Genomic DNA, 19,641 nt, shown 5'->3' with positions numbered 1-19,641 from the left:
TCAGCCGAACACGTACTTGGCGGCGTTGCTGAGTCCATAGTCAATCACGGTGACCAGGCCGATCATGATGACGACGAAGATGATCACCACGGTCGTGTACGTCGTGAGCTGGTTGCGCGTCGGCCAGACGACCTTGCGCAGCTCCGCGACGATCTGGCGGTAGAAGAGGGCCAGGCGCTTCAGCGGGCCCTTCTTGCCGCGCTTGCCGCCCTTGCGGGCCTTCTTGGACTCCGGCGCCTCATCCTGGGCATCAGGCATGTCGATGGAGCCCACGGCGTCCGTCACTCGTCCTCACCTGATTCCGGGTCGTGGCCGTGCCGCGCCCGGTCTGAGCCGCACGGCGGTGCATTGCTGTACGTACATGCGCACACATCCTGGCGAAGGTGTGTGTAGCAGGGCCGGAGGGACTTGAACCCCCAACCGCTGGTTTTGGAGACCAGTGCTCTACCAATTGAGCTACGACCCTTTGTGTGTTCCCCAACGTACCGCATCCATCCGGATGCGTGGTGTGCACCGAACGGGCGCGGCCTGCTGAAGGCCAACGAGGTGAGAGTGTACGTGCTCCGCGGCCGGTCGTCGAACAGAAAGGGCCCGCAGGAGGCCTCGTTGGCGCAAGATCGCCCCCGGGGCGGGGAGCGGACGGCGGGCCTCAGGCTGAAGATCGCCCAGGCCGGGCGGCCGATCCGTACTGTTGTTCAGGGGTTTGCCCGACGTTGTTCAGTCTGTGAAACCCCCGTGCCGCGAGCGTTTCCGGTCTGAAACGATGGGGCCCATGAGCCCTGCAACCCCTCCCACCGAGCGCCGGGTCTCCGCCCGAGTCGGCGCGATCTCCGAGTCCGCCACCCTCGCCGTGGACGCCAAGGCCAAGGCACTCAAGGCCGCCGGGCGGCCGGTGATCGGCTTCGGCGCCGGTGAGCCCGACTTCCCGACCCCGGACTACATCGTCGAGGCCGCGATCGAGGCCTGCAAGAACCCGAAGTTCCACCGCTACACGCCGGCCGGCGGTCTGCCCGAGCTGAAGGCCGCGATCGCCGCGAAGACGCTGCGCGACTCCGGCTACGAGGTCGACGCCTCGCAGATCCTTGTCACCAACGGTGGCAAGCAGGCCATCTACGAGGCCTTCGCCGCGATCCTGGACCCGGGCGACGAGGTCATCGTGCCCGCGCCGTACTGGACGACGTACCCGGAGTCGATCCGGCTGGCCGGGGGTGTCCCGGTGGAGGTCGTCGCCGACGAGACGACCGGCTACCGGGTGTCCGTGGAGCAGCTGGAGGCGGCCCGTACGGAGAAGACGAAGGTCGTCCTGTTCGTCTCGCCGTCGAACCCGACCGGTGCTGTCTACAGCGAGCAGGAGACCGAGGCCATCGGCCGCTGGGCCGCCGAGCACGGTCTGTGGGTGCTGACCGACGAGATCTACGAGCACCTGGTCTACGGCGACGCCTCCGCCGTGTCGCTGCCGGCCGTGGTGCCCGAGCTGCGCGACAAGTGCGTCGTTGTCAACGGTGTCGCGAAGACGTACGCGATGACCGGCTGGCGGGTCGGGTGGATCATCGGCCCGAAGGACGTGGTCAAGGCCGCGACGAACCTGCAGTCCCACGCCACCTCGAACGTGTCCAACGTGGCGCAGGTGGCCGCGCTGGCCGCCGTCTCCGGTGACCTGGACGCCGTCGCGAAGATGCGTGAGGCGTTCGACCGGCGCCGCAAGACCATCGTGCGGATGCTGAACGAGATCGACGGCGTGGTGTGCCCGGAGCCGGAGGGCGCGTTCTACGCGTACCCGTCGGTGAAGGCGCTGGTCGGCAAGGAGATCCGGGGGCGCCGGCCCAAGGACACGGTCGAGCTGGCCGCGCTGATCCTGGAGGAGTCCGAGGTCGCGGTGGTGCCGGGTGAGGCGTTCGGCACGCCCGGGTATCTGCGGCTGTCGTACGCGCTGGGTGACGAGGATCTCGTCGAGGGCGTGAGCCGGATTCAGAAGCTGCTGGCGGAGGCCAGGGACTGATCCAGCCTGCTCACGTGAGTAGGTTGAAGCGGGCCGTTCCCCTTGTGGGGAGCGGCTCGCTTTCTCGTGTGCGTGTGTTGTCGTGAGGGCGTGCGAGCAAGACCACGTTCGGGGAAAACGCTGTCGGGACGGCTGAGGCATACGGCAGGATCCTGGGATGGAGCGTGTACGTGATGTCTCTGAACTGCCGAAAGCCCATCTGCACCTGCACTTCACCGGGTCGATGCGGCCCTCGACCGTGCTGGAACTGGCCGACAAGTACGGGGTGCGGCTGCCCGACGCGCTGAGCGAGGCGCTGGTCAGCGGGGAGCCGCCGAGACTGCGGGCGACGGACGAGCGGGGCTGGTTCCGCTTTCAGCGGCTGTACGACGCGGCGCGCTCGTGTCTTCGGGAGCCGGAGGACATCCAGCGGCTGGTGCGGGAGGCCGCGGAGGAGGATCTGCGGGACGGGTCGGGGTGGCTGGAGATCCAGGTCGACCCGACGTCGTACGCACCGCGGCTGGGGGGTCTGATCCCGGCGCTGGAGGTCATCCTCGACGCGGTGGAGACGACGTCCCGTGAGACGGGGCTCGGTATGCGGGTCCTGGTCGCGGCAAACCGGATGAAGCACCCGCTGGACGCGCGCACGCTGGCCCGGCTGGCGGTGCGGTACGTGGATCGGGGCGTGGTCGGTTTCGGGCTCTCGAACGACGAACGCCGGGGGATGGCGCGGGACTTCGACCGGGCGTTCGGTATCGCGCGGGAGGCCGGGCTGCTGTCGGCGCCGCACGGGGGTGAGCTGACGGGGCCGTCGTCGGTGCGGGACTGTCTGGACGACCTGGGTGCGAACCGGGTGGGACACGGGGTCCGGGCGGCGGAGGATCCGCGGCTGCTGAAGCGTCTGGCCGACCGGGGCGTGACGTGTGAGGTGTGCCCGGCGTCGAACGTGGCGCTCGGTGTCTACGAGAAGCCGGAGGACGTGCCACTGCGGACTCTGTTCGAGGCGGGTGTCCCGATGGCTCTGGGCGCGGACGATCCGCTGCTGTTCGGGTCCCGGCTGGCGGCGCAGTACGAGATCGCCCGGCAGCATCACGGGTTCACGGACGCGGAGTTGGCGGAGGTGGCCCGACAGTCGGTCCGGGGGTCGGCGGCGCCGGAGGATGTGAAGACGAAGCTGCTGGCGGGGGTGGACGACTGGTTGGTGTCGTAGCGCGCCTGCGCGGTGGTGGTGGGTCGGGGCCGCGCCGGGGGGTGTCCGTCCTCGGATTGGCGCGATGGACTTGCGAACCGACTCACTGCCCGTTGACGCGCCAACCACTGCGGGCGAACACCCCCCGACACGGCCCCTTGCGTCCGTCCGGCGCCCGCCGCTGCGCGCATGCTCCCGCCCCCGCTGCGGGCATGCGTGCCGCTAAGGGCGGCACGGGTGGGCGCAGCGGCACCCCGCAACGCCGGGCTGCGCACCCACCCCGGCCCCAGCCCCGACGCCGAGCGCCTACAGGCTGACCCCGACCGTCACCGGCTCGTTGACCAGTGTGACGCCGAAGGCCTCGTGGACCCCGGCCACGACCTCACGGGCCAGGGTGAGGAGGTCCTCCGTGGTCGCACTCCCCCGGTTGGTGAGGGCCAGGGTGTGCTTCGTGGAGATGCGGGCGGGGCCGTCGCCGTACCCCTTGGTGAAGCCCGCCTTGTCGATCAGCCAGGCGGCGGAGGTCTTGGTGTGGCCCTCCCCCGCCGGGTAGGCGGGGGGCTCGGCGTCGTCGCCCAGGCGTTGCTTCACGCGCCTGCGGAACGTCGCGAAGTCGGTGTCCGTGAGGATCGGGTTGGTGAAGAAGGAGCCGGCCGACCAGGTGTCGTGGTCCTCGGCGTCCAGGACCATGCCCTTGCCGGAGCGCAGCTTGAGCACCGTGTCACGGGCAGATGAGAGCGGGACGCGGTCGCCCGCCTCGACACCGAGGGCGCGGGCCGTCTCGGCGTAGCGGAGGGGGGCGGAGAGGCCGCCCGCGTCCTCCAGGGCGAAGCGCACGCGCAGCACCACGAATCGCTCCGGGTCGGACTTGAAGCGGCTGTGGCGGTAGGAGAAGGCGCAGTCCTCGTTGGCCAGGATGACCGTCTCGCCGGTCCGGCGGTCGTACGCGAGGACTTCGGTGATCGTCGAGGAGACCTCCTGGCCGTACGCCCCGACGTTCTGGATCGGGGTCGCGCCCGCCGAGCCGGGGATGCCGGCCAGGCACTCGACGCCGGCGAGGCCCGCCTCCACCGTGCGGGCTACGGCGTCGGTCCACACCTCGCCGGCGGCCAGCTCCAGCCGCGTGCCGTCGAGGGAGAAGCCCTGGGTGGCGATGACCAGGGCGGTGCCCTCGAAGCCCTTGTCGCCGATGACCAGGTTCGAGCCGCCGCCGATGAGCAGCAGGGGGGTGCCCGCCTCGTCGGCTTCGCGGACGGCGGCGATCACCTCGTCGTCCGTCGTCGCGGTGATCAGCCGGGTGGCGGGACCGCCCAGCCGGAAGGTGGTCAGCGGGGCGAGGGGGGCGTCGTGGAGTTCCTGCACGGGCTCAAGAGTACGAGACGGCACTGACAGGCTCGGGCACGCGTACGTGCGGCCGCCTTCGCGAGGACTCGGGCACGCGTACGTGCGGCCGCCTTCGCGAGGAAGAGGGCCGCACGCGCGCGTGGCTGTCATGACAGGCGTCGTATCGCCTCGGACCAGGAGAGCGGGAGCTCCTCGCTCTTCGCCTGCCAGGTGGTGAACGCCGCGTCCGCCATCTGCGGGGCGAGGCCCCGGGCGGCCGGCCCGTGGGCGCCCGAGCGGACGAAGTCGCGGAGCGCGTCCTTCGACTCCCAGGCGGACAGCGTCCAGAAGGTCCGCTTGAGGGGCTGCGCCTTCAGGGTGGCCCCGTAGGCGCCCGGGCTCCGGCTCACCTGCCGCCAGACGGCGGGCGTACCTGCGAGGAACTTGAGCGCTCCCCACAGGGTGCGGGTCTCGAATCGGGAGGCGAAGACGTGCACCTCGGTGCCGTCGGGCGGAGTGTTCGGGACGGTCCAGGGCAGGGTGGGCATGACTGTTCCTCCTTCGGTCGTCGAACCTGGTGGTCAGGCCTTCTGGTCTCAGCGGGAAGCGGTCTCCAGGACGGGCGCCGGTTCGGCGGCGGCCGCCTGCCGCTCCGTGTGCCGCCGGGTCGGGATCAGCAGGGCCGCGATGCCCGCGAGGCCGACCACCGCCGAGCCCGTCACCAGGGCAGGCCGCATGCCGTCGACGAAGGTCTGGCCGGATTCGTAGCCGCCCTGGGCCGCGAAGATCGACGCCATGACGGCGATGCCGAGCGCTCCGCCCACCTCGCGCAGGGCGTTGTTCGCACCGGAGGCGATGCCCTGCTCCTGGGGCCGGACGCTGGCCATCACCAGGTGCGCGGCGGGGGCGAAGTACAGGGCCATGCCGATGCCGCTGACGATCAGGGCGGGCAGCTGGGCGGTGTAGGAGGCGTCCGCCGTGGCCACGACCGACATGTAGCCCAGGCCCAGGGCCTGCAGGAACAGACCGGCGGCGACGACCGGGCGGCCGCCGATGCGGTCGGCGAGGATGCCGGCGATCGGGGCGACCAGCATCGGCATACCGGTCCAGGGCAGCATCCTGAGGCCCGCCTCGGTGGGCGAGTAGCCGAGGACGCCCTGCATGTACTGGCTGAGCAGGAAGATCGAGCCGAACATACCGAGGAACATCAGCAGGCTCGCCGCGTTGATGCCGGAGAAGGCCCGGGAGCGGAAGAGCCGCATCGGAAGCATGGGGTTCTTGGCGCGCGTGCTGTAGAGGACGAAGCCCACGAGCAGTGCGGTGCCGGCGAACAGGCCCGTCAGGACCAGCGAGCCGGTCCAGCCGTCGACGGGGCCGCGGACCAGGCCGTAGACGATCCCGAAGAGACCGCCGCTGGCGAGCAGGGTGCCGGGGACGTCGAGCGGGGAGCCGGTGCCGTGCGACTCGGCGAGGCGGAGGCGGGCGAGCGGCAGCAGGGCCAGGCCCAGCGGGACGTTCAGCCAGAAGATCCACTGCCAGGAGATGTGTTCGGTGAGGGTGCCGCCGACCAGCGGTCCGGAGGCGACCGCCAGCCCGTTGACGGCGCCCCAGATGCCGTACGCCATGCCCCGTTTGGCCTCGGGTACGGCGGCGGTCAGCAGGGTGAGCGTCAGCGGCATCATGACGGCCGCGCCGGCGCCCTGGACCGCACGGGCGGCGATGAGGGAGTCGATTCCGGGTGCCATGGCCGCCGCGGCGGAGGCCCCGGTGAAGACGGCGAGTCCCACCATGAAGAGCCGGCGGCGGCCGAAACGGTCGCCGAGGGCCGCGCCGAACATCAGCAGGACGGCGAAGGTGAGCGTGTAGGCGCTCACGGTCCATTCCAGATCGTGCAGGGCGCCGCCGAGGTCCTCGCGGATGGAGGGGAGGGCGGTGGTGACGACGAGGTTGTCGAGAGCCGCCATGAATCCGGCGACGCTGGTGATGACGAGGGCCCAGGCGGCTCCCCCGCGACGTGCGGTCTGCTGTGACATCGCTCCCCCAGGAGTGTGTGTTGCCTTGATCGATTAGTTATTGATTACTAACTTTCGAGGTCACGAAAAGGGGCCGGCAGTCCTCACCCTGATGTGTCAGCTGTCGGGCTCCGAGGGGCCAAGCCCCGCCCAGACCCGGTGATCGGCCGGGAACCCCATGGCCGTCAGGCAGTTGATGAGCATGCCCTGAGCCAGGAAGGCCGTCGTCTCATGAGCGTCGGCGCCCAGCGGCAGGTGGATGGTGTCCCACAGCCGCATCCAGCCCGTACGCACGGCCTCACCGAACTCGCGGTCCCCTTCTTCTTCGGCGGCTGCCACGGCGAGGTACATCTGCATCTGCATCATCAGCCGCTCGGGCTGTTCGGAGATGGCCTCGATGTACGCACCGCCCATGGCGTGGCGGGCCTCTTCGCCCTCCAGCCCCTCGGTGGCCTCCGCGAACATCCGGATGGTGTCCTCGACGCACCGCTCGGCCGCCGCCAGGAAGATCGCCTTCTTGCCCGGGAAAAGCCGGAACAGATACGGCTGCGAGACGCCGACCCGGCGGGCGATCGCCTCGGTCGACGTGCCGTGGTAGCCGCCGCGCGCGAACTCGGTCGTCGCCGCACGAATGACGCTCTCGCGCCTCTCCTCCGCACTCATCCTGGCCATGGAAATAAGTTAGTACTCAATCACTAACTACGTCAAGGGGGCCCGTGGCTCCTTACGCGTAAGGGGCGCCCCGCAATGGAGAGCACCCCTTACCCGTCACTGGTTTCGCCGGCTCAGGCCAGCCGCACGACCGCCCGCGACATACCCAGCACCTTCTGTCCCGCGCTGGTCGCCGTCAGGTCCACGCGGACGGTGTTGTCGTCCAGCTTGGCCGCGACCTTGGCGGCGACCTCGATCAGGGCGCCCTCGTCGTCGTTCGGGACGACGACCGGCTTGGTGAAGCGGACGCCGTACTCGACGACCGCGCCCGGGTCGCCGGCCCAGTCGGTGACCACGCGGATCGCCTCGGCCATGGTGAACATGCCGTGCGCGATGACGTCCGGCAGGCCGACCTCCTTGGCGAACTTCTCGTTCCAGTGGATCGGGTTGAAGTCGCCGGAGGCACCCGCGTACTGGACGAGGTTCGCGCGGGTCACGGGGAAGGTCTGCGCGGGGAGTTCGGTGCCGACCTCGACGTCGGAGTAGGAGATCTTCGCCGTCATGGGATCGCTCACGCCTCCTCGGCCGCGCGGGCCACAAGCTTGGTCCAAGCGGTGACGACGTGCTCGCCGGCCTCGTCGTGGACCTCACCGCGGATGTCCAGGATGTCGTTGCCCGCGAGGGACTTGACGGCCTCGATGGTCGAGGTGACCGTGAGCCGGTCGCCGGCGCGGACCGGGCGGCGGTAGGCGAACTTCTGGTCGCCGTGCACCACCCGGCTGTAGTCCAGGCCGAGCTGGGGGTCCTGGACGACCTGGCCGGCGGCCTTGAAGGTGATCGAGAAGACGAAGGTCGGCGGCGCGATCACATCGGGGTGGCCGAGTTCCTTGGCCGCCTCCGCGTCCGTGTACGCCGGGTTGGCGTCCCCGACCGCCTCGGCGAACTCACGGATCTTCTCCCGGCCCACTTCGTAGGGCGCGGTGGGCGGGTACGTCCGCCCGACGAAGGACTGGTCGAGCGCCATGGCTCGGCACCTCCTGGTTGCTCTACTGACCGGGTTGCTCTACTGACCGGGTCGCTCTATTGACCGGGTCGCTCTACTGACCGGGTCGCTCTACTGACCGGTACGGGTCATTCAACGACGCGAGGCCGCCCCCGATCACTCGGGAGCGGCCTCGTGTACGAGCCTGATTTATCGCGTTTCGCGGTGCGCGGTGTGCGCGTTGCAACGCGGGCAGTGCTTCTTCATCTCAAGACGGTCCGGGTTGTTACGCCGGTTCTTCTTGGTGATGTAGTTCCGCTCCTTGCACTCCACGCAGGCCAGCGTGATCTTCGGGCGGACGTCGGTGGCAGCCACGTGAGTGCTCCTTGACGAACGGATGGGATGGTTTAACGCATAAAAGAGTAGCCGATCGAAGGACCGACCCCGCAATCGGCTACTGTCAGTAGCGGTGACCGGACTTGAACCGGTGACACAGCGATTATGAGCCGCTTGCTCTACCGACTGAGCTACACCGCTGTGATGCGATCGGGTCCCGCCTCGCGACGGGAACCTCACACACCAGAGCCCCAAAACGGAATCGAACCGTTGACCTTCTCCTTACCATGGAGACGCTCTGCCGACTGAGCTATTGGGGCGAGCGATGAAGACATTACACGGTCGGAAGCCGTTCACCCAAATCCGTTTCGGGGTACCCAGCGCGGGCGCTCGGACCGTCCTGCCGGCGGCCTCGCGAGCGCCTTCCCCTCCGCTGCCCTCCCGCTTCCCCTCCGCACAGCGGGCCACACCGGTACGACTATTGCGCTCCTCCCCGCCATGGGCGGGAGGCCGTCCTAGGCTCGACTCACTCTGCGTGATCATGCGTCCTCCCGTGCGCAAGCCCGAGCCCCTGGAGCGCGATGCCCGACAGCCAGCCGCAGCCGCCACCGCCCCCGTCGTCCTCGCCGGGTCCGGCCGACCCGGCGTCGCTGCTGCTGTGCGGGGCGCGGCTCACCGACGGCCGGACCGTGGACGTACGGCTGGGCGGCGGGCACATCGAGGCGGTCGGGACGGCCGGCAGCCTGACGGCGGGCGGCACGCGCGCGTGCGGGGCGCGGGTGGACCTCGGCGGCTATCTGCTCCTGCCGGCCCCGGCCGAACCGCACGCTCACGCCGACACGGCCCTGTCGGCCGACACCGAGGGGCCGGTCCCTCACGAGCCGCAGGACGTGCAGCGCCGGGCGACCGAGGCCGCGCTGCTCCAGCTCGGGCACGGGGCGACCGCCCTGCGGGCCCACGTGCGCGTGGGGGACGTCCAGGGACTCGGCGCGCTGGAGGCCGTGTTGCAGGCGCGGCGGGCCCTGCGGGGACTGGCCGAGCTGACGACGGTGGCGATGCCGCGTGTGCTGACCGGGGTGGCCGGGGCGGACGGGCTGGCGGTGCTGCGGGACGCGGTGAAGATGGGCGCCTCGGTGGTGGGCGGCCGCCCCGATCTCGATCCGGATCCCACGGGGTATGTGGAGGCGGTCCTGGAGGTGGCCTCCGAGCACGGCTGTCCCGTCGACCTGCACACGGACGCCGGGGATCCGGCGCGGCTGGCCCGGCTCGCCGCGATGGCGGGCGGACTGCGCCCCGGCGTGACCCTGAGCCCGTGCGGCGACCTCGGGCGGCTGCCCACCGAGGTGGCCTCGCGGACCGCCGACCAGCTCGCGGCGGCGGGGGTGGCGGTGGTGTGCCTGCCGCAGGGCGGCTGCGGCGGCGTGGACCGGCGGGGGGCGGCTCCGGTACGGCTGCTGCGCGCGGCCGGGGTCCGGGTGGCCGCCGGGAGCGGGGCGCTGCGGGACGTGTCGAACCCCGTAGGGCGCGGCGACCCGCTGGAGGCGGCGTTCCTGCTGGCCTCGCGCTACGGGCTGGCGCCCGAGGAGGCCTACGACGCGGTGAGCGGGTCGGCGCGGGCGGTGCTGGGGCTGCCCGAGGTGCGCGTGGAGGCGGGCTTCCCGGCCGAACTGCTCGCGGTGCGCGGGGACGGGCTGGCGGGGGTGCTGTCACTGGCGTACAGCCGGGTGGTGGTGCACCGGGGGCGTGTGGTGGCGCGGACCAGCGCGGTCCGGGAGTACTGCGATTCGGCGGCTTCGGCGGAACTGGGGTTGCCGCGGCAGGGGCGGGGCGAGGTGTCGTAGGGCTGGGAGCCGGGGGCCGGGAGCCGGGGGCCGGTCGTGGGACGGTCGTGGGACGGGGCGGCGTGGAGCGCGGGAGGGCTTGAGTCAGTAGGGCGGGGGTCGGTGGAGGCAGGGGTCGTTGGAGGCGGGGGGCGGGGGGCGGGGGGCGGGGGGCGGCCGGGCGAGGCTCGGTGGAGGCGGGGGTCGGTGGGGCGCGGCCGAAGTCGTGCGGCGGATGGGGGCGTCCGGGCGTACGGTCGAAGGCATGCGCATTGTCATCGCTGGTGGTCATGGTCAGATCGCGTTGCGGCTGGAGCGGCTGCTCGCCGCGCGCGGGGACGAAGTAGCGGGGATCATCCGTAAGGCCGAACAGGCCGACGATCTGCGGGAGGCCGGTGCCGAACCGGTCGTGCTCGACCTGGAGTCGGCGTCCGTGGACGAGGTCGCGGAGCGGCTGCGGGGTGCCGACGCGGCGGTCTTCGCGGCGGGCGCGGGCCCGGGCAGCGGGGCGGCCCGCAAGGACACGGTGGACAAGGCCGCGGCGGTCCTTTTCGCGGACGCGGCGGTGAAGGCGGGCGTACGGCGCCTCGTGGTCGTGTCGTCCATGGGCGCCGACCCGCGGCACGAGGGTGACGAGATCTTCGACGTGTATCTGCGCGCCAAGGGCGAGGCGGACGCGTACGTGCGCGGTCTGAACGCCCTGGACTGGACGATCCTGCGGCCCGGTCAGCTCACCGACGACGCCGGCACCGGTCTCGTCCGCCTGGAGGCGCGCACGGGCCGCGGGCCGATTCCGCGTGCCGACGTGGCCGCCGTACTGGCGGAGTTGGTGGACACCCCAGCGACGTCCGGGCTCACCCTGGAGCTGATCAGCGGACCGGCGCCAGTGTCCGTGGCAGTGAAGTCGGTGGCGGGGAACTGACGCTGCCGAGGCGGAGTTTCCCTAGAACAGGGGCAGTTGGCCGGGGAATTCGGGCACCGCGTAGCCGTCGAGGGACGGCTGCTCCGCGCCGAGCAGGGCCTGACGACGGGAGCCCGGGCACGAGGTGAGTTCGCCGTGCTCCCGGGCGCCCGGCGGGTCGTGGCGCGCGTACCGCCCCGCGACGACGGCGATCTCACGGCGGCACACGGGGCAGATTCTGCGGCGGGAGGACATGGGGCCAGTGTGCCGCGCGCGCGGCCCGAGTATGCCTGCCCTCCTCCCCTGCTCCGCGCCCTTCCCCTTCCCTGCTGCGGCGCCGACTCCCTCCATTGCTCGTGCTCCGCGCGTTCCGCCTTCGCTCACCGCGCCCTCCCGGGATTCCGGTTGCTTAAGTCAATCAATGGACTTAGTTTTGTCGGGTCGCGCTGTCCCTGACTGACGCCCCTACGGAGGCCCGGCCATGTCCCACGCCCTTCCCCGACCCGCCGACGACGGGAAGCCCGCGGCACCACGGGCCAACGCCGTCGTCGCGGTCCTGGCCTTCGGCGGGATCGTGGTCTCGCTGATGCAGACCCTGGTCATCCCGATCGTCCCGGAGCTCCCCCGGCTGCTGAACGCCCCGGCGTCGGACACCGCGTGGGCCGTCACCGCCACTCTGCTGGCCGCGGCCGTCGCCACCCCGGTGACGGGCCGGCTCGGCGACATGTACGGCAAGCGCCGGATGCTCCTGGTCAGCCTCGTCATGCTGGTGGCCGGCTCGGTGACCGCCGCGCTCAGCGACACGCTCGCCCCGATGATCGTCGGACGGGCACTGCAGGGCCTCGCGTCCGGCGTGATCCCCCTCGGCATCAGCATCATGCGGGACGAGCTGCCCGCCGAACGGCTCGGCTCCGCCACGGCTTTGATGAGCGCCTCCCTCGGTGTCGGAGGCGCCCTCGGACTGCCCGCCGCCGCACTGATCGCGGACAACTTCGACTGGCACACCCTGTTCTGGGCCTCGGCCGGGCTGGGCGCCGTCGCCCTTGTACTGGTACCGGCCATCGTGCCGGAGTCGCAGGTGCGCACCGGCGGGCGCTTCGACCTGGTCGGCGGCATCGGCATGGCGGCGGGGCTGGTGTCCCTGCTGCTGGCGATCTCCAAGGGCGCCGACTGGGGCTGGAGTAGCGGTACCACCCTCGGTCTTTTCGCGGCGGCCGTGGTCGTGCTGCTGGTGTGGGGCTGGTGGGAGCTGCGCGTCAAGGAGCCGCTGGTCGACCTGCGCACTACTGCCCGCCGTCAGGTACTGGTCACCAACCTCGCCTCGATCGCCGTCGGGTTCGCGATGTTCGCGATGTCCCTCGTCATTCCGCAGCTCCTGCAGTTGCCTGAGGCGACCGGCTACGGCCTGGGCGAGTCGCTGCTCGTCGCCGGTCTGACGATGGCCCCGTCCGGCCTGGTCATGATGGCCACGGCCCCGGTCTCGGCCGCTCTGTCCAAGGCCAAGGGCCCGAAGGTCACCCTGATGGTCGGCGCGCTGATCGTGGCCGCCGGGTACGGGCTGAACATCGTGCTGATGTCCGAGCTCTGGCACTTCGTGCTCGTCACCTGCGTCATCGGGGCGGGTATCGGCTTCACGTACGGTTCGATGCCCGCGCTCATCATGAGCGCCGTACCGGCCTCGGAGACGGGCGCGGCGAACAGTCTCAACACGCTGATGCGTTCCATCGGTACGTCGACGGCCAGCGCGGTGGCCGGGGTGATCCTGGCCCAGATGACGACGCCCTTCGGGCCGACCGCCCTGCCGTCCCAGAACGGGTTCAAGGTCGTCCTGGCCATCGGGGCCGGTGCTGCGTTGCTCGCCGCCGTGGTCGCGTCGTTCATTCCGCGGCAGCGGGTGGGAGAGGCGGCGGTGGAGCCGGCGGGGGGCGACGAGTTGGGGGAGGGTGCGGAGCCGGGAGCCGGTGCGGAGCCGGGAGCTGGTGCGGAGCCGGGAGCTGGTGCGGAGCCGGGAGCCGGTCAGCCGGCTCTGGTTGAGCCGGCTGTCGAGGGACCGGTCGTCGAAAGGCATGCTGTCGCCGACGTTGAGACGGTGGTGTCCGCCGGTGCCGGGACCCCGGTGCGGGGGCGGGTCCTGGGTGCCGAGCGGGTGCCGGTCGGCGGGGCCGCGGTGACGTTGATCTCGCTCGGCGGCAAGCAGCTCGGGCGGTCGGTCTCGCGGGGCGACGGGGCGTACGGCGTGGACGCTCCCGACGCCGGTTCCTACGTCCTGATCGCCTCGTCGGAGGGCTACCAGCCGCAGGCGTCCACGATCGTCGTGGCCGGTGAGCCGGTGGCATACGACGTGCTGCTGAGCGGCACCAGCGGGCTCGCCGGTGTGGTGCGGTCGGCGGACAGCGGGACGCCGGTCGCCGAGGCCGTGGTCATCGTGACGGACGTCCGCGGGGACGTACTGGCCACCGGACGGACGGATGTGCTGGGCGAGTTCACCGTCACCGACCTGGTGCCGGGCCCGGTGACCCTCGCGGTCAACTCCCCCAAGCACCGGCCGCTGGCCCAGATCGTCGAGATCGGCGGGGCCGGAACCACGCGGGTCGAGCTCGAGCTGCGGCCCGGCGCGCAGGTGCGGGGCACGGTGCGCGGAGGGGGCGCACCGTTGAGCGACGCGCGGGTGACGCTGGTGGACGCGGCGGGCAACGTGATCGCCACGACCAGGACCGGCCTCGACGGGGCGTACGCCTTCTCCGACCTGGACACCGGCGCGTACACGGTCATCGCGACCGGGTATCCGCCGCGGGCGGCGTCGGTGTCGGTCTCGGGCACCGGTGCGGACGACCATGACATCGAACTCGCCCACGGGAGTGAGTAGGCGACCGACGGCGTCCGCGCCCTTGACCACGCGGGACGCGCCCGGCCGGTTGCCGCGCGATCACAACCAGCCGAGCGGTCCCGCGAGCCGCCCTTGCCACGTCCCACTCGGGGACCGTCCCACCGGGGCCCGGACGAAACCCGCCCCCCTGACGGACCGGGTTTCGTCTGGGGGCCGGAGCGCCGCTCAGCCGGTTGGCATGCCGAACCACCTCGGCAGATGAGCGAACAGCTCCTGCTGGTCCTCGCCGACCCAGGCCACATGGCCGTCCGGTCGCAGCAGTAGCGCGGGCGTGTCCAATTCCTCGCTGACGTCGACGACGTGGTCGACCCGATCCGCCCAGCCCGCCACCGACAGCCGGCCGGTCTGATCGAGCAGCAGGCCGCGGCCGCCGCGCATCAGCTCGTAGAGGCGGCCGCGCTTCAGCGTCACGTCCCGCAGCCGCCGGCCGAGGAGCTCATGGCCCTCGCCGAAGTCGTAGCGGACCGAGATCGCGGTGACCTTCTCGATCAGGTACCGGTTCACCTCCTCGAAGTCCATCAGTTCCTCGACCAGTCGGCGCACGGCCCGGGGCCCCGGCTCGGAGAGCAACAGCTCCATCTGCGCACGGGTGTTGTCCAGCACGTTCGCGGCCACCGGGTGCCGTTCGGTCTGGTAGCTGTCGAGCAGCCCCTCCGGTGCCCAGCCGCGCACCTCGGCGGCCAGTTTCCAGCCGAGGTTGAACGCGTCCTGGATCCCGAGGTTGAGCCCTTGTCCGCCGGTCGGCGGGTGGATGTGCGCCGCGTCGCCGGCCAGCAGCACCCGGCCGACGCGGTAGCGCTCGGCCAGCCGCGTGGCGTCGCCGAACCGGGACAGCCAACGCGGCGAGTGCACGCCGAAGTCGGTACCGGCGAAGTGCCGCAGCCGCTCCTGGAACTCCTCCAGGGTCGGCGGAACGGTGCGGTCCTCGGTCACTCCCTCGGCCGGCACGATGACGCGGTACGCCCCGCCTTCGAGGGGCATGGCGCCGAACCGCCACTCGGTTCTGCGGACTTCGGCCACCACGGCCGCCAACTCCTCCGGCGGCATGGCCAACTCCATCTCGCCCAGCAGCGTCTCGTGCCGGGCGGGCTCTCCGGGGAAGCCCACGCCGAGCAGCCTGCGCACGGTGCTGCGGCCGCCGTCGCAGCCGACGAGGTAGCGCGAGCGCAGCACTGTGCCGTCGGCCAGTTCGGCGGTCACACCGTCGTCGTCCTGGCTCAGCCCGGCCAGCTCGCTGCCGCGCCGGAGCTCGGTGCCGATCTCGACGGCGTGCTCGGTCAGCAGGCGCTCGGTCACGCTCTGCGGGATGCCGAGCACGTACGCGTGCGCGGTGTCCAGCCGGTCGGGCCACGACGTGCCGATGCCGGCGAAGAACCCGCCGGTCTCGTGTTTCCGGCCGAGCCGGAGGAAACGCTCCAGCAGACCGCGCTGGTCCAGCAGCTCGATGCTGCGCACGTGCATCCCGAGCGCGCGCGACTGCCCGGTCGGCTCCGCCAGTCTCTCCAGCACGACCACGCGCACACCGTGCAGCCGCAACTCGGCGGCCAGCGTCATACCGGTCGGTCCACCAGCAATGATCACATCAATCGAGGCAAACCCGACCGAACGCTGGCGGACTGACACGACCAACAAGGGTGTGCGCGTTGAAGGTCCAACATCGGGTCGACGTGCGAGTCGGTCTGCCTCGCCGCATTATGGAGATGTAGGCGGACAAGCGCCTCCAGTTGCGAGGACAACCTCCCGGAAGGCTGTACAGCCACGCGTGTGCGCCAGGAACGGGGTGGCTATGGCCACTGTCCTGGAATTGCAGATCTGCCAGCTCCACCCGCACGAATACGAAGTTCGGGTGGTCAAGGCCGCTGCTGGCGGGGAATCCCGAGCCCGCCTCGACCTCAACGTGGATGACATGCTGGCGCAGCGCGCTGCGTTGGAGGACAAGGTGCTGATCTCCGCAGCCGCCACACGTCGGGTGATACCGGCGAGCGAGCAGGTGGTGCAGCGCATGGGACGTCAGCTGTTCGACGCACTCTTCGTCGGTCCGGTCTCGGGAACCTATCGCGCGAGCCTTGGCGTGGCGCGCGAGCGGCAGGAACGACTGCAGATAGTGCTGCGGCTGGAGTCACCGGAGCTGACGCTCCTGCCCTGGGAGATTCTTTTCGACTCACACGCCGACGCCTATGTGTGCCGACATGAGCCGATGGTCCGGCACATCCCCGCTGCATACACTCCCACGCCCCTGCCTGTGCAGCCACCGTTGCGCATCCTGGTGGTAGTCGCCTCTCCGCGCGGACTCCCTCTGCTGGACACTGATGCAGAACGTGAACATCTGGAAGAGGCACTGGCAGAGCAAGTCTCGGCTGGCCGGGTCGAATTGGTCTGGTTGACAGGCGCAACTTGGGGAAGTTTGCAAACCCGCCTCATGGATGGCCCGTGGCATGTCCTCCACTTCATAGGCCACGGCGACTACGACATACGTTCCCAAGAGGGGTTGATTGCGCTGGTGGGCGAAAGGGGTGGCGCTCAGATGGTCGAAGCCTCTCGTCTGGCTGACCTGATCAGCGAAGCCAACCCAACACCTAGGCTGATGGTGCTGAATTCGTGTGCATCCGCTCAAGGTGCGGTCGATGACGGATTCTCAAGCGTCGGAGCCACCCTTGTCCGCCGGGGAATCAGCGCAGTGGCAGCAATGCAGTTTGCAGTCAGTGATCGAGCTTCAGTGCGCTTCGCTCAGGGATTCTACACCGCACTGGCGTACAGTCGCCGAGTCGACGATGCCGTCAGGAGTGGGAGGATATCCATGCTTGGCGCCAGCCAGTCTCTTGAATGGATCACCCCGGTATTGTATGTACGAGGTGACGCCAGCCTTCTTTTCACTCTGCCTAAAGGGCCACCGAGTGAGCGCTCGAAACAACCAGCCGAAGAAAGCGATCAGCTCCATGCCCGATTGCGCATTCTATACGTCATGGCCAGGGCAGAGTTGCGCATCGGCCACCCCGGCAAAGCCATCGAACTCCTTGACGACCTGCTCGTCCTCGACCCGGACAGTAGCGACGCTGTCACATTGCGCGATCAGGCCGCCAAACAACTGCAGCTAATCCAACTCTATGACCGGGCAGCAGAGGCTGAGGAATCTGGTGACTGGTCCAGCGCGGTCAACTGCTATGAGCAGATCATACTTAAAGCCCCAGATTACCGAGACGCCTCCGCACGGCGCGACTTCTGCCGCACCCAACAGCGCATCACCCACCTCCAAGAGGAATTGCGCTACCACACCAACGAAGGACGATGGCAGACCGCCCTCCACGTCAGCGAAGAACTCACCCAACTGGACCCGGACTCCGCCGACCCCGACGGCTTGGCGGCCCTCGCTCGCCAGGAAGTGGAACAGGCACAACACTCAGCGCGCCTAGAGGGCTTGTACGCCCACGCTCGCGCCGCCGAACACTCCGAAGATTGGTCCGCAGCGGCCAATTACTATGAGCAGATCATACGGAAAGAGGCGGATTACCGAGACACCACCGCACGGCGCGACTTCTGCCGCACCCAACAGCGCATCACCCGCCTCCAAGAGAAGTTGCGATTTCAGGCGAATGAAGGGCGTTGGCAGACAGTTCTTGACCTCAGCGAAGAACTCGCCCAACTGGACCCGGACTCCGCCGACCCCGACGGTCTGGCGGCCCTCGCTCGCCAGGAAGTGGAACAGGTACAACACTCAGCGCACCTAGAGGGCTTGTACGCCCACGCTCGCGCCGCCGAACGCTCCGAGGAATGGTCCGTCGCGATCGACTTCTATGACGCTATCATAAGCGCGAGCCGAGGATTCGAGGACAGTGAACAACGTCGCAACTGGTGCCGAGAAAACCGGAGAATGGCACAAGCAGGCCTCGCCGGCCGTGACTCATCGTCTACATCTCCGACGAGAACCCTCGAAATAACTATCCCTTGCGGCGCCCTCGCATGGGAATCAAATGGACAGTACCTAGCCGTGGACATTCTGGGTGAGGCTAGGATTGGCGTTTACGACATGTCCGGGGACGAACGATTGAATATCAAGACAGGGAAAAAGTGGGCGCCATTTGTTGTGGCGTACAGTCCGGACGGCACTCGCATCGCCGGCAAGGGAAGAAAAGGTGTCACAATATGGAACGCAAGCACGGGTGAAAAGCTTAGCCACATCCCCACAGGAAGTGAAGTAACCACAGCGGCCTTCAGTCCGGACGGAACCTGCCTCGCCACCGGATCTCACGACTTTGCTTACATCTGGGATACGGACACTGCCGAAAAACTCTTCTGGTCCGAGCAGCAACTGGTAAGGTCCGTGGCCTTCAGTCCCGACGGAAGTCGATTGGTTGTTGCTGATCTGAGTGGGCTCAACGTATGGCACATCACCACTGCACTAAACATATTCGAAGATCACACAGGATTCTTGAATTCAGTGACATACAGTTCCGACGGCAAACGCGTCGCCGCCGGCAGCGATGGCAACAAGGCCCGTCTTTGGAGCCCAGGTCACGTATGCGACTTGCCTCACGATTCGGGTGTCAAATCAGTGGCATTCAGTCCGAACAGCACGCTACTCGCCACCGGTAGCGATGATGGAACAGCCCGAATTTGGGACGCAGCCAACACGCATATGATTTGCGACATACACCATGATGATTCTGTTCTTTCGATGGCGTTCAGCCCGTACGGCACTCGCCTGGCTACCGGCACCCAACGCGCCGTCACAGCGTGGTCGTTTTAACAATTTCTAGCCTTCTCCCAGAAAAAGGGAGGAACCCATGGGGCGACTTGTTGAGTTCCCTACCGAAGACGGCAGAACAGTAGTCGTCGAAATCAGTGACCAGCCGACCGGGGTGGTGATGCGCGGACTTCGTGAATCCAAGATCTCGGAACGCGCCCAGCGCACCTTTGAGGACGCCATATATCGTGTACAACCTGCCATGCATGCGGTCGTCTCTCATATTCAATCCGCAGCACAGTCTCCGGACGAGGTCCAAGTCGAGTTCGGCCTTAATCTGCACGCCGAAGCAGGCGCGTTTATTGCCGCAGCAAGCGCCACTGCCAATTTTACGGTCACAGTCACCTGGCATCGAGCCCAGCCGCGGCCCGCCGCATAAGCCACTGAGGAGGCTGCGCCCTGCTTACCTGGCTAGGGCGCTGGACCATGTGGTGGAGAAGGCGGCTGAGTGGCATCTGACCGCCCCTGCATCGTGGGAATTCCTGCTCCAGCCCCGTGAGACTAAGGGCTGTCCCGTAGCTGTGGTCGCGGACAGCCACAGCCTCGTCAGATGCTCGGGTTCCTCCACAGATGCCGCTCCTCCAGGGTCCCGAACCGTACGTCGCCGCGTTCGAGGTCGACGAGGATGGGCCAGCAGTCCAACAGCTGCTCCCTCACATCATGCGAGGCGAGGTACTGCACAGAGTTGTAAGGCACGATCAGGAGGCCGTTGTTCTCGCGGACTCGCTCTGTGTCAATGGCGAGAGGCGGCTCGTCGTCGCGCTGGCTGGCGGCGAGAAATGCTACCGCGAGCTGCAGGGCTTCGTCCTGCTCGATCATTC

General features: G+C 69.0%; 18 protein-coding genes and 3 tRNA genes. 7 read left to right on the top strand and 14 right to left on the bottom strand.

Annotation, left to right across the window (positions count from 1 at the left end):
- A complete protein-coding gene (gene secE, locus ACIBK5_RS12260) occupies positions 1 to 285 on the bottom strand; it encodes a preprotein translocase subunit SecE (protein ID WP_104785540.1) in 285 nt (94 codons plus the stop codon).
- Positions 286 to 393: 108 nt separating this feature from the next.
- Positions 394 to 466, bottom strand: a tRNA-Trp gene (locus ACIBK5_RS12255).
- A gap of 306 nt (positions 467 to 772) precedes the next feature.
- On the opposite strand from ACIBK5_RS12255, the gene ACIBK5_RS12250 reads away from it, so the two are divergent.
- Both ACIBK5_RS12250 and ACIBK5_RS12245 read left to right on the top strand, forming a co-directional pair.
- Positions 773 to 1,999, top strand: a complete 1,227-nt coding sequence (locus ACIBK5_RS12250) for a pyridoxal phosphate-dependent aminotransferase (RefSeq protein WP_399018752.1) — start codon at positions 773 to 775, stop codon at positions 1,997 to 1,999.
- A gap of 157 nt (positions 2,000 to 2,156) precedes the next feature.
- Positions 2,157 to 3,188 (top strand): adenosine deaminase, encoded by a 1,032-nt coding sequence (locus tag ACIBK5_RS12245; RefSeq protein ID WP_399018750.1) that lies wholly within the window; start codon positions 2,157 to 2,159, stop codon positions 3,186 to 3,188.
- 285 nt (positions 3,189 to 3,473) lie between these two features.
- Here ACIBK5_RS12245 and ACIBK5_RS12240 read toward each other — a convergent pair whose 3' ends face one another.
- From ACIBK5_RS12240 to ACIBK5_RS12200, 9 genes are all read right to left on the bottom strand, one after another.
- Positions 3,474 to 4,529 carry a UDP-N-acetylmuramate dehydrogenase gene (locus tag ACIBK5_RS12240; protein ID WP_399018748.1) on the bottom strand — a complete coding sequence of 352 codons (1,056 nt, stop codon included), beginning with the start codon at positions 4,527 to 4,529 and terminating at the stop codon, positions 3,474 to 3,476.
- Positions 4,530 to 4,657: 128 nt separating this feature from the next.
- Positions 4,658 to 5,038: a DUF3291 domain-containing protein gene (locus ACIBK5_RS12235; RefSeq protein WP_399018746.1), complete on the bottom strand. Its 381-nt coding sequence runs from the start codon at positions 5,036 to 5,038 to the stop codon at positions 4,658 to 4,660.
- A 48-nt stretch (positions 5,039 to 5,086) separates the two neighbouring features.
- On the bottom strand, positions 5,087 to 6,523 hold the full coding sequence (locus ACIBK5_RS12230; protein ID WP_399018744.1) for an MFS transporter: 1,437 nt from the start codon (positions 6,521 to 6,523) through the stop codon (positions 5,087 to 5,089).
- Between the two features lie 96 nt (positions 6,524 to 6,619).
- Complete coding sequence (locus ACIBK5_RS12225) at positions 6,620 to 7,174, bottom strand: TetR/AcrR family transcriptional regulator (RefSeq protein ID WP_399018742.1); 555 nt, start codon at positions 7,172 to 7,174, stop codon at positions 6,620 to 6,622.
- Positions 7,175 to 7,287: 113 nt separating this feature from the next.
- Positions 7,288 to 7,716, bottom strand: a complete 429-nt coding sequence (locus tag ACIBK5_RS12220; protein ID WP_399019192.1) for a MaoC family dehydratase — start codon at positions 7,714 to 7,716, stop codon at positions 7,288 to 7,290.
- An 8-nt stretch (positions 7,717 to 7,724) separates the two neighbouring features.
- A complete protein-coding gene (locus ACIBK5_RS12215) occupies positions 7,725 to 8,177 on the bottom strand; it encodes a MaoC family dehydratase N-terminal domain-containing protein (RefSeq protein ID WP_215119497.1) in 453 nt (150 codons plus the stop codon).
- 168 nt (positions 8,178 to 8,345) lie between these two features.
- Positions 8,346 to 8,510, bottom strand: coding sequence for a 50S ribosomal protein L33 (rpmG, locus tag ACIBK5_RS12210; protein ID WP_003948671.1), 165 nt, complete (start codon positions 8,508 to 8,510; stop codon positions 8,346 to 8,348).
- Between the two features lie 89 nt (positions 8,511 to 8,599).
- Positions 8,600 to 8,672, bottom strand: a tRNA-Met gene (locus tag ACIBK5_RS12205).
- Positions 8,673 to 8,718: 46 nt separating this feature from the next.
- Positions 8,719 to 8,791: transfer RNA gene (locus tag ACIBK5_RS12200), tRNA-Thr, on the bottom strand.
- A gap of 261 nt (positions 8,792 to 9,052) precedes the next feature.
- Here ACIBK5_RS12200 and ACIBK5_RS12195 point away from each other — a divergent pair.
- Both ACIBK5_RS12195 and ACIBK5_RS12190 read left to right on the top strand, forming a co-directional pair.
- On the top strand, positions 9,053 to 10,312 hold the full coding sequence (locus tag ACIBK5_RS12195; RefSeq protein WP_399018741.1) for an amidohydrolase family protein: 1,260 nt from the start codon (positions 9,053 to 9,055) through the stop codon (positions 10,310 to 10,312).
- 244 nt (positions 10,313 to 10,556) lie between these two features.
- Entirely contained in the window at positions 10,557 to 11,213 is a 657-nt protein-coding gene (locus ACIBK5_RS12190) for an NAD(P)H-binding protein (protein WP_399018739.1), read from the top strand.
- Between the two features lie 21 nt (positions 11,214 to 11,234).
- On the opposite strand, the gene ACIBK5_RS12185 is transcribed toward ACIBK5_RS12190, so the two are convergent.
- On the bottom strand, positions 11,235 to 11,447 hold the full coding sequence (locus ACIBK5_RS12185; RefSeq protein ID WP_399018738.1) for a hypothetical protein: 213 nt from the start codon (positions 11,445 to 11,447) through the stop codon (positions 11,235 to 11,237).
- 226 nt (positions 11,448 to 11,673) lie between these two features.
- Here ACIBK5_RS12185 and ACIBK5_RS12180 point away from each other — a divergent pair, with 226 nt between their 5' ends.
- Positions 11,674 to 14,058 carry an MFS transporter gene (locus tag ACIBK5_RS12180; protein WP_399018736.1) on the top strand — a complete coding sequence of 795 codons (2,385 nt, stop codon included), beginning with the start codon at positions 11,674 to 11,676 and terminating at the stop codon, positions 14,056 to 14,058.
- Between the two features lie 186 nt (positions 14,059 to 14,244).
- Here ACIBK5_RS12180 and rox read toward each other — a convergent pair whose 3' ends face one another.
- Complete coding sequence (gene rox / locus ACIBK5_RS12175) at positions 14,245 to 15,666, bottom strand: rifampin monooxygenase (RefSeq protein WP_399019191.1); 1,422 nt, start codon at positions 15,664 to 15,666, stop codon at positions 14,245 to 14,247.
- Positions 15,667 to 15,865: 199 nt separating this feature from the next.
- On the opposite strand from rox, the gene ACIBK5_RS12170 reads away from it, so the two are divergent.
- Together ACIBK5_RS12170 and ACIBK5_RS12165 are read left to right on the top strand one after the other, a co-directional pair.
- Positions 15,866 to 18,823 (top strand): CHAT domain-containing protein, encoded by a 2,958-nt coding sequence (locus tag ACIBK5_RS12170; RefSeq protein ID WP_399018734.1) that lies wholly within the window; start codon positions 15,866 to 15,868, stop codon positions 18,821 to 18,823.
- A 37-nt stretch (positions 18,824 to 18,860) separates the two neighbouring features.
- A complete protein-coding gene (locus ACIBK5_RS12165) occupies positions 18,861 to 19,199 on the top strand; it encodes a CU044_2847 family protein (protein WP_399018732.1) in 339 nt (112 codons plus the stop codon).
- Positions 19,200 to 19,366: 167 nt separating this feature from the next.
- Here ACIBK5_RS12165 and ACIBK5_RS12160 read toward each other — a convergent pair whose 3' ends face one another.
- Complete coding sequence (locus ACIBK5_RS12160; RefSeq protein WP_399018731.1) at positions 19,367 to 19,639, bottom strand: YrhB domain-containing protein; 273 nt, start codon at positions 19,637 to 19,639, stop codon at positions 19,367 to 19,369.
- Positions 19,640 to 19,641 lie beyond the last annotated feature (2 nt).

It is taken from the genome of Streptomyces sp. NPDC050546 (assembly GCF_044457425.1).
GTDB lineage: Bacteria > Actinomycetota > Actinomycetes > Streptomycetales > Streptomycetaceae > Streptomyces.
The sequence above is the reverse complement of the archived record's forward strand: the minus strand, read 5'-3'. Positions and strand labels throughout refer to the sequence as shown.